Here is a 7,355-nt window from a genome sequence, read left to right on the forward strand (position 1 = left end):
GGTGGGAGGCGAGCGGCTCAGTAGCGCTCGCGGTACTCCCGCAGCAGTTCCTCCGTGCGCTGCGCGGAGCCCGCCCGGGCCGTCATGTGGTCCAGCACCTCCAGATGCGCGGAGACCTCCTTGCGGGAGTCCAGGTACAGCGCACCGGTCAGGTACTCGGTGAAGACCATGTCGGGCAGCTCGGGCTCGGCGAAGCGGAACAGCGAGAACGGCGCGTACGTGCCCGGATGGGGGCCGTCCGCGAACTCGGCGATCTGGAGGGTGACCCGGTCGCGCCCGGCGTACTCCAGCAGCTTGTCCAGCTGGTCGCGCATCACCCGGCCGTCCGCGCTCACCGGGCGGCGCAGCACGGTCTCGTCCATGATGACCCACAGGTGCGGCGGGTTCGGGCGGTCCAGGAGCCGCTGCCGCTCCATGCGCAGCGACACATGCCGGTCCACGGCGCCCGGCCCGGCGTTGGCGATGGTGCCGGTCTGCAGCACGGCCCGCGCGTACCCCTCGGTCTGCAGCAGCCCCGGCACGAAGTGCGGCTCGTACGACCGGATGATCCGGGCCGCGCCCTCCAGGCTCACGTACAGGCTGAACCACTCCGGCAGCACGTCGTGGAACCGCTGCCACCAGCCCGGCCGGTTCGCCTCCTCCGCGAGGTCGACGAAGGCGGCGATCTCGTCCTCGGCCACCCCGTACGCCGTCAGCAGGATCTGCACGTACGGGATCTTGAGCGCGACGTCGGCGGTCTCCATCCGCCGGACCGTCGCCGGGGCGACCCGCAGCACCTTCGCGGCCTCGTCACGACCGAGGCCCGCGGCCTCCCGCAGCTCCTGCAACCGCTTGCCCAGGACCACCTGGCCCACGGTGGGTGCGGCCCGCCGTTCACTCACGCCACGCCTCCCCAACGTGCCCAAGCCTGCGATCAGTCTGTCACGGTCGGTCGCCGGCACGACAGGTCCGGGAGCGAGAAGATCGCCGGAAACGGAGGAGCGGCGCGGGCATGACCTGGCGGGTAATCGACCGGACGCCACCCGGAAGGGATCGTGGACGTACCGGTTCACCGGGCCGGCGCACTCCGGCCCGGTGAACCGGACCCACTCGCCGCACCACGACTCGACGGAGGATGATCTCCCATGTCCGCGATCCGGCTCGCCGCACTCGCCCGGACCTCCGAGCCGCAGTCGGTGCTGCGCCGCTTCCTCGTCCTGGACGCCGCCGTGACCGGCGCCAACGCGCTCGCCTACCTGGCCTTCTCCGGCCCGCTCGGACGGTTCCTCGGGGCCGACGCCACGCTGCTCCTCGCCGTGGGCACGTTTCTCGCCGTCTACGCGGCGGCCGTGGGCCTGCTGGCCGCGCGCAGGCAGCCGCCGGCACTCGGCGTACGGGCCGTCGTCGAGGCCAACCTCGCCTGGGCGGCGGTGAGCCTCGCCGCCCTGGCGCTGTGGCTCACGCCGAGCACGGCGGGTGCCGTGTGGACCGTGCTCCAGGCCCTGGCCGTGGCCGGTTTCGCCGTCCTCCAGCACATGGCCCTGAGGAACCTTCAGGACATGGATTCCTGAAGGTACTTGACCGTCGCCGGGTCGGCCGGGAGCAGCGTCTCGATGGCCAGCTCGGCGACCGTCACGTCCATCGGCGTGTTGAACGTGGAGATCGACGAGATGAACGACAGCGTCCGTCCCTCGTGCTCGATCCGCAGCGGCAGCGCGAAGTACGGAACCGGCTCCGACGGCTCGTCCACCGGATCCGCCTCGGGCGCCGGATACGCCGCCACCTCCTCGTACAGCGCCCGCAGCGGCTCCGAGCGGTGCAGCGCGATCTGCCGCTCCATCTGCTCCAGCAGATGCCCCCGCCAGGCGCGCAGATTGCGGATGCGGGGCGCGAGACCCCGCGGGTGCAGGGCGAGCCGCATCGCGTTCAGCGGGGGTTCGAGCAGCGACTCGCAGACACCGTCGACCAGCGTCATGACCCCACGGTTGGCGGCCACGACGTTGTACAGCGCGTCCACCACCAGCGCCGGATACGGCTCGTAGCCGCTGATCAGCCGCTCGATGCCGGCCCGCAGCGCGTCAAGCGCCGGGTCGTCCAGCGGGGTCTCCGGGTAGCGGGGAGCGTAACCGGCTGCCAGCAGCAGCGCGTTGCGCTCCCGCACGGGCACGTCCAGATGCTCGGCCAGCCGCAGCACCATCTCCTCACTGGGCCGGGAGCGGCCCGTCTCGACGAAGCTGATGTGCCGGGCCGAGGAGTCCGCGCGCAGGGCCAGCTCCAGCTGGCTGACCCGCCGCTGCTCCCGCCAGGCCCGCAGCAGCGGGCCCACGCCCTGCTCGGCGGTGGACGGGTGAGTGGTCATGCCGGGACCGTAGTCGAGAACCGGCCGCACCGGACAGACGCCCCCGGTGACCAGGGCCCCGGCCGCCCCGCTGTGGCAGGCTGAGAGGACACCGAGAACACCGCAGTCCGGGAAGGAGCGCAGCCCATGCCCGTCGAACCGCTGTCGCAGAAGGAGATCGAGGACCGGCTGGCCGAACTGCCGGGCTGGTCGCTCGACAGGGACCGCCTCTTCCGCTCCTACCGGCTCGGCTCGCACTTCGCGGCGACGGCGATGGTCGTGCACATCGCCCAGGTCCAGGAGGAACTGAACCACCACTCCGACCTGACGCTCGGCTACAACACCGTCTCCCTGGCCGTGCACACACACAGCGCGGGCGGCGCCGTCACCGAGAAGGACTTCGAGCTCGCCCGCAGGGTGGAGGACCTCGCCCCAGGGCACGGGGCACACTGACCCGGTGCTCGACTACGACAAGGAAGCGGAGCGCTACGACGCCTCGCGCGGTGGCGAGCCCCGGGCGGCCGCCGCCGCGCAGGCCGTGCTGAGCCTACTGCCGCAGGACACCCGGAGTCTGCTCGACGTCGCCTGCGGCACCGGCATCGTCACCCGCCGGCTCGCCGCCGCCCGCGACCGCATGAGGGTGACCGGCGTCGACCTCGCCGCCGCCATGGCCCGGCAGGCCTCCACCCGCCTCCCCGGTGCCGTCGTGCGCGCCGACAGCCGTCGGCTCCCCTTCCCGGACGGCCGGTTCGACGCCGTGTGCACCGTGTGGCTGCTGCACCTGGCCGCCGGGCCCGCCGACGTGCGGGCCATCGTCGGCGAGTGCGCCCGGGTGCTGCGCCCCGGCGGCGTCTACGTCACCACGGTCGACAAGGCCGCCTCGCACAACGTGGGGAGCGACATCGATGTCGTGCTGTCCTCCCGGCCGCTCAGCCCGGTCCGGGACGCGGCGGCGGACATCGAGGCCAGCGCCGCCGCCCAGGGCCTGCTTCCGGCCGGGCAGGCCCGCTTCACCGGTCACGGCCAGGGCCGCAGCCCCCGGCGTACGATCGCCGACCTGCGCCGGGGCTGGTTCGTCACCCTGCCGCCGGGACACCCGCTCGCCGACGCATTCGCCACCCGGCTGGCGCAACTCCCCGACCAGGACCGGCCGCGCCCGGATCCGGTGTTCGGCCTGCGGTCGTTCCGCAAGGCCGGGTGAGCTCGGTATCGGCTTCGACGGTGGCTGTCTTGGTGACGGCCACCGCCGGGACCCGCTCCGCCTCTCTTCCTCGTCTTCCGACCGCCTTCTCGGTGACGGCCGGCGGGGCGAGGTGGCGGTCTGCTCCGTGTCGCCGCCGTTCCGTCAGGCGACCGTGCAGCTGTGCTCACCCAGCTTGAACGCTGCCGGTCTCGTGTTCGCCCCCGACCGGTTCGCCGTGAATCCGAAACTCACCGACGACCCCGCCGCCACGTTCGCGTTCCAGCCGACGTTCTTCGCCGTCACCGCAGCACCCGACTGCGCGGTCTCGGCGTTCCACGCCTGCGTCACTTTCTGGCCGTCGGCGAAGGTCCAGCCCAGCGACCAGCCGTTCCACGCGCTCGTACCGGTGTTGGTGAGCTGGACGTCGGCCTGGAAGCCGTCCGGCCACTGGCTGGTGACCTTGTACGTCACCGTGCAGGCACCGGTCGGCGTCGGGCCGGGTCCGGGCCCCGGATCCGTCGGGCCGGCGCCGGAACTGTCGCCGTAGAGGACGCCGCGGCCGTTCGTGGAGACGTAGACGCGGCCGTACACGCGTGGATCGCCGGTGATCGCCGCGCCCGTCCAACCCCACTGGTGTGCGTCGTCGTTGATACGCGTCCAGCTCACGCCCTGGTCCGTGGAGCGGAAGACGCCGCGCACTCCGCCGATCTTCGCGCTGGTGTAAAGGGTCTGGTAGGAGGCGCCGGGTGCCGCCTTGCCGAAGCCGATGGTGTCCGCCTGCTCGACGTTCGCGAGCTTGGTGAAGCTCGCCCCGCCGTCCGTGGAGTGCCACAGGCCGTACGCGCCGCCCGCCGCGCCGCCCGCCAGCCACACATCGCCCTTCTTGCCGGGCAGCGCCTTGAAGCGGACGCTGTCACCGCTCGGCAGCCCGTCGGCCGCGGACTTGACGAAGGACGCCCCGCCGTCCGTACTGACGTAGAACGTGCCGGACTTGAATCCGTAGAAGGTCTTCGGGTCGACCCGATCCGACTCCACGACCGCCCCGGCGGGGATCCCCGTGGACGCCCGCCACGACGTCCCGAAGCCGCTCGTGTGGTGCACGCCCGCACCCTCGGGGCTCCACACGAACCGGCTGCCGTCGGCCGCCGACGCGACCGTGCCGCCGCCGCTCACCCCCGAAGGGTCGGTCCCGGCGAACCAGTTCGCCCCGTTGTCCGTCGAGAACGCGATGTGCGGTCCGGAGTCCAGGTTGCCCGTCCGCACCACCGTGTCCGGGTTCGACTCGGCGAAGTCCAGGCTCGTGGTCGTCGTGAAGTTGGGCTGGGTGAACATCATCGACGGCACCTTCGTCAGGTCCGTGTGCCGGAAGCCGCCGATGTCGCCGAGGGCGCTCAGCAGCGGGGCGCCGGACGGGGGAGAGGCGAGGTCGTTGACCGCCGTCTCCTCCAGGCCCCGCACCATGGGCGCGATGGCGAACGTGCTTCCGCGGTCCCAGTTCGTGAGGTTCTCCGTGCCGTAGATGGTCGCACCGGTCCCGTACATCATCCGGTCGGAGTCGAACGGGTCGATCTCCAGAGCCTCCGTCATCCAGCCCAGCTTCGGCGTCTGCTCGGGCGGTTGCGGGTTCGCGCCCCAGCTCAGCCAGGGCGAGGACGAGACGTCCATCGTGTAGCGGTTCTCGCGGTTCGGGTACGACGTGTAGTCCCACGCCCTGGTCCAGCTCCTGCCGCTGTCCGTCGAGCGGAAGATCTGGGTGTCCGGCCACCAGGAGCTGTACGCGGTCGCCATGACCGTGCCCGGCCTCTGGCGGTCCACGGTCAGCCCGCTGAAGCCGTAAGAGGTGTCCGCCTCCGCCACCGGGCTGATGTCCGTCCAGGTCGACGTGGCCGTCGCGTACCGCCACAGCCGGCCCTTGCCGCCGTCGTACGGGCCGCCCTTGTCGCTGTAGGAGAGATAGAGGTGACCGTTCCTCGCGTCCAGGACGCCCTTGTGGGCGAGGTGGCCGGTGGGCTGCCCGGCCAGCCGCTGCCAGGTGGCGCCCGCGTCCGTCGACCGGTACACCGCGTTGTCCTTGTCGGCGACCCCGACGTAGATCGTCTTCGTGGAGCTCCCGGCGGTGCCGGTGGACTCGTCGAAGGTGACCCAGACGATGCCCTGGTTGTCGCTGGAGTAACCGGACGTGTCGCTCGGGTCCGCCACGTAGGTGCCCACGTTGGGGAAGTTCGTCACCTGTGACCAGGTCACGCCCGCGTCCGTCGACCGCCACAGCCCCTTGCCGCTGGGTGCGCCCAGATACAGCACGCTGTTCCGGTTCGGGTCGATCGCCAGCCGCTCGCCCATGCCCCGCCCCGGCATGTTGCCGCCCAGCTTGAACGGCAGGTCGGCCTTCCGCCAGCTCGCCCCCCGGTCCGAGGAGCGCATCACCGCACCGTTGTTCGGGTCCCAGCTGTTCGTGTACGTCCCGACCGCCGCGTACACCCGGTTCGGGGCGGCGGAGTCGGACGCGATGCTGACGACGCCCGTGTGCCCCCAGTCGTCCCACCCGACCGAGTCCAGCAGCGGCGTCCAGGTCTTGGAGGACTCCTGCCAGCGGTAGGCCCCGCCGATGTCCGTGCGGGCGTAGGCCAGGTTCTTCTCGGAGCGGTTGAAGACGATGCCGGGGACAAACCCGCCCCCGTCGATCCGGGCGTTCTTCCAGGTATATGTGTCCGCGGCGAGCTTCGTCGCCGGAGGATCGGCGGCCAGGGCGGTGGGGGCGCCCGACAGCAGTCCGGCCGCCAGCGCCAGCACGGCCGTGAGGATGCGGGTTCTTCGCACGGTGGGGGTCCTTCCGTGAGGGGGACGTGCGAGGGCCGGGCGGCCCCTGTGCGGGTGGAGCCGCCCGGCCGTGGTGGCCCCGCGTCAGGTGCGGGGCCCCTTGTACGCAGAGCTTCGGACGCACCCGCTCCTGGGAGCGCGGGGAACTGCGCGACCAGCCACATACGGCCCGCAGATCACGTCGGCCCCACCCGCGGAGCGCCCGGCGGGGGCTATTCGAGAAGCTCCGCGTACGAGCCCATGGCCAGGGCGATGTCCGCCTGGGCCCAGAACCGGTGGTACGTGAACGATGGGACAGCCCCACCGGCCAGATAGCTCTCGATCTTCGACCAGGCCGGGTCGTCCTCGTAGAAGGAGCGGATCGACTCGAACGTCGACGACGAGTTGATCGCGTCCCCGTTCGGCATGGTGCCCGTCCAGCCGCTCGGGATGTGCACCGGGTCGTCGAAGCGGTTGTAGTCGGCCCGGTTCTCCGGGACCGCGATCCCGAGGGCGTCCTGGTGGTTGACCCACATGCCGTCCAGCAGCTTCTTCGCCGCCGCCGCCGCCTCGGTGTCACCGGAGCGGTCCGCGTAGTACGTCAGGGTCTTGGCGAACGCGGCCGCCACACCGACGTCGTTGGTGAAGTCGGCGACGGTGACGTGCAGCCCGCGGTTCGCGCCGGGGCTCGAAGCGTTCCAGGTGTCGGGCTGGCCCGACCACTGCAGCGTCGACGGGATCAGGTAGGTGCCGTCCGGGTTGAACGTGGTCTCGGACAGCGCCCAGTCGACCCACTTGTCGAGGACGGCCTTGGCCTGAGCGTTCCCCGTCTGCTGGTACAGCTCGGCGACCCGCTCCACCGACCATGCCTGGAAGCCGAACCACTGGTTGGACGGCGGGTCGTGGTACACCGGCTTCTCGTCGTAGTACATGCCGTAGAAGGTCGACTTGCCGCTCGGCGGGGTCGCGTACCGGCCCTGCCAGCTGTTGGTCGCACCACCGGCGATGGCACCCTCGTCCGACTGCAGCCAGCGGTAGAACTCCAGCTGCCGGTCCATC

Annotated in this window: 7 protein-coding genes; 3 read left to right on the forward strand and 4 right to left on the reverse strand. The window is 71.5% G+C overall.

Features of this window, described 5'->3' with window-relative positions; translation table 11 throughout:
* Window positions 1–17 precede the first annotated feature (17 nt).
* Entirely contained in the window at window positions 18–881 is an 864-nt protein-coding gene (locus tag ADK65_RS28395) for a helix-turn-helix domain-containing protein (protein ID WP_053673835.1), read from the reverse strand.
* Window positions 882–1,124: 243 nt separating this feature from the next.
* Here ADK65_RS28395 and ADK65_RS28400 point away from each other — a divergent pair, with 243 nt between their 5' ends.
* On the forward strand, window positions 1,125–1,550 hold the full coding sequence (locus tag ADK65_RS28400) for a hypothetical protein (RefSeq protein ID WP_053673836.1): 426 nt from the start codon (window positions 1,125–1,127) through the stop codon (window positions 1,548–1,550).
* On the opposite strand, the gene ADK65_RS28405 is transcribed toward ADK65_RS28400, so the two are convergent.
* On the reverse strand, window positions 1,532–2,338 hold the full coding sequence (locus ADK65_RS28405) for a helix-turn-helix domain-containing protein (protein ID WP_053673848.1): 807 nt from the start codon (window positions 2,336–2,338) through the stop codon (window positions 1,532–1,534). The genes ADK65_RS28400 and ADK65_RS28405 overlap by 19 nt on opposite strands.
* A gap of 126 nt (window positions 2,339–2,464) precedes the next feature.
* On the opposite strand from ADK65_RS28405, the gene ADK65_RS28410 reads away from it, so the two are divergent.
* A complete protein-coding gene (locus tag ADK65_RS28410) occupies window positions 2,465–2,770 on the forward strand; it encodes a 4a-hydroxytetrahydrobiopterin dehydratase (RefSeq protein ID WP_053673837.1) in 306 nt (101 codons plus the stop codon).
* Window positions 2,771–2,774: 4 nt separating this feature from the next.
* Window positions 2,775–3,518: a class I SAM-dependent methyltransferase gene (locus ADK65_RS28415; RefSeq protein WP_053673838.1), complete on the forward strand. Its 744-nt coding sequence runs from the start codon at window positions 2,775–2,777 to the stop codon at window positions 3,516–3,518.
* Between the two features lie 144 nt (window positions 3,519–3,662).
* Here ADK65_RS28415 and ADK65_RS28420 read toward each other — a convergent pair whose 3' ends face one another.
* Both ADK65_RS28420 and ADK65_RS28425 read right to left on the reverse strand, forming a co-directional pair.
* Window positions 3,663–6,317 carry a cellulose binding domain-containing protein gene (locus tag ADK65_RS28420; RefSeq protein ID WP_053673839.1) on the reverse strand — a complete coding sequence of 885 codons (2,655 nt, stop codon included), beginning with the start codon at window positions 6,315–6,317 and terminating at the stop codon, window positions 3,663–3,665.
* 212 nt (window positions 6,318–6,529) lie between these two features.
* On the reverse strand, window positions 6,530–7,355 hold an 826-nt coding region (locus ADK65_RS28425), incomplete at its 5' end, for a glycoside hydrolase family 48 protein (RefSeq protein WP_053673840.1).

The organism is Streptomyces sp. NRRL B-1140 (assembly GCF_001280065.1).
In the GTDB taxonomy this organism is placed as follows: Bacteria; Actinomycetota; Actinomycetes; order Streptomycetales; family Streptomycetaceae; genus Streptomyces.

Excerpts from the sequence above, each read along its gene's own strand:
- ADK65_RS28400 (WP_053673836.1), top strand. The coding sequence starts at position 1,125 with ATGTCCGCGATCCGGCTCGCCGCACTCGCCCGGACCTCCGAGCCGCAG.
- ADK65_RS28405 (WP_053673848.1), bottom strand. The coding sequence starts at position 2,338 with ATGACCACTCACCCGTCCACCGCCGAGCAGGGCGTGGGCCCGCTGCTG.
- ADK65_RS28410 (WP_053673837.1), top strand. The coding sequence starts at position 2,465 with ATGCCCGTCGAACCGCTGTCGCAGAAGGAGATCGAGGACCGGCTGGCC.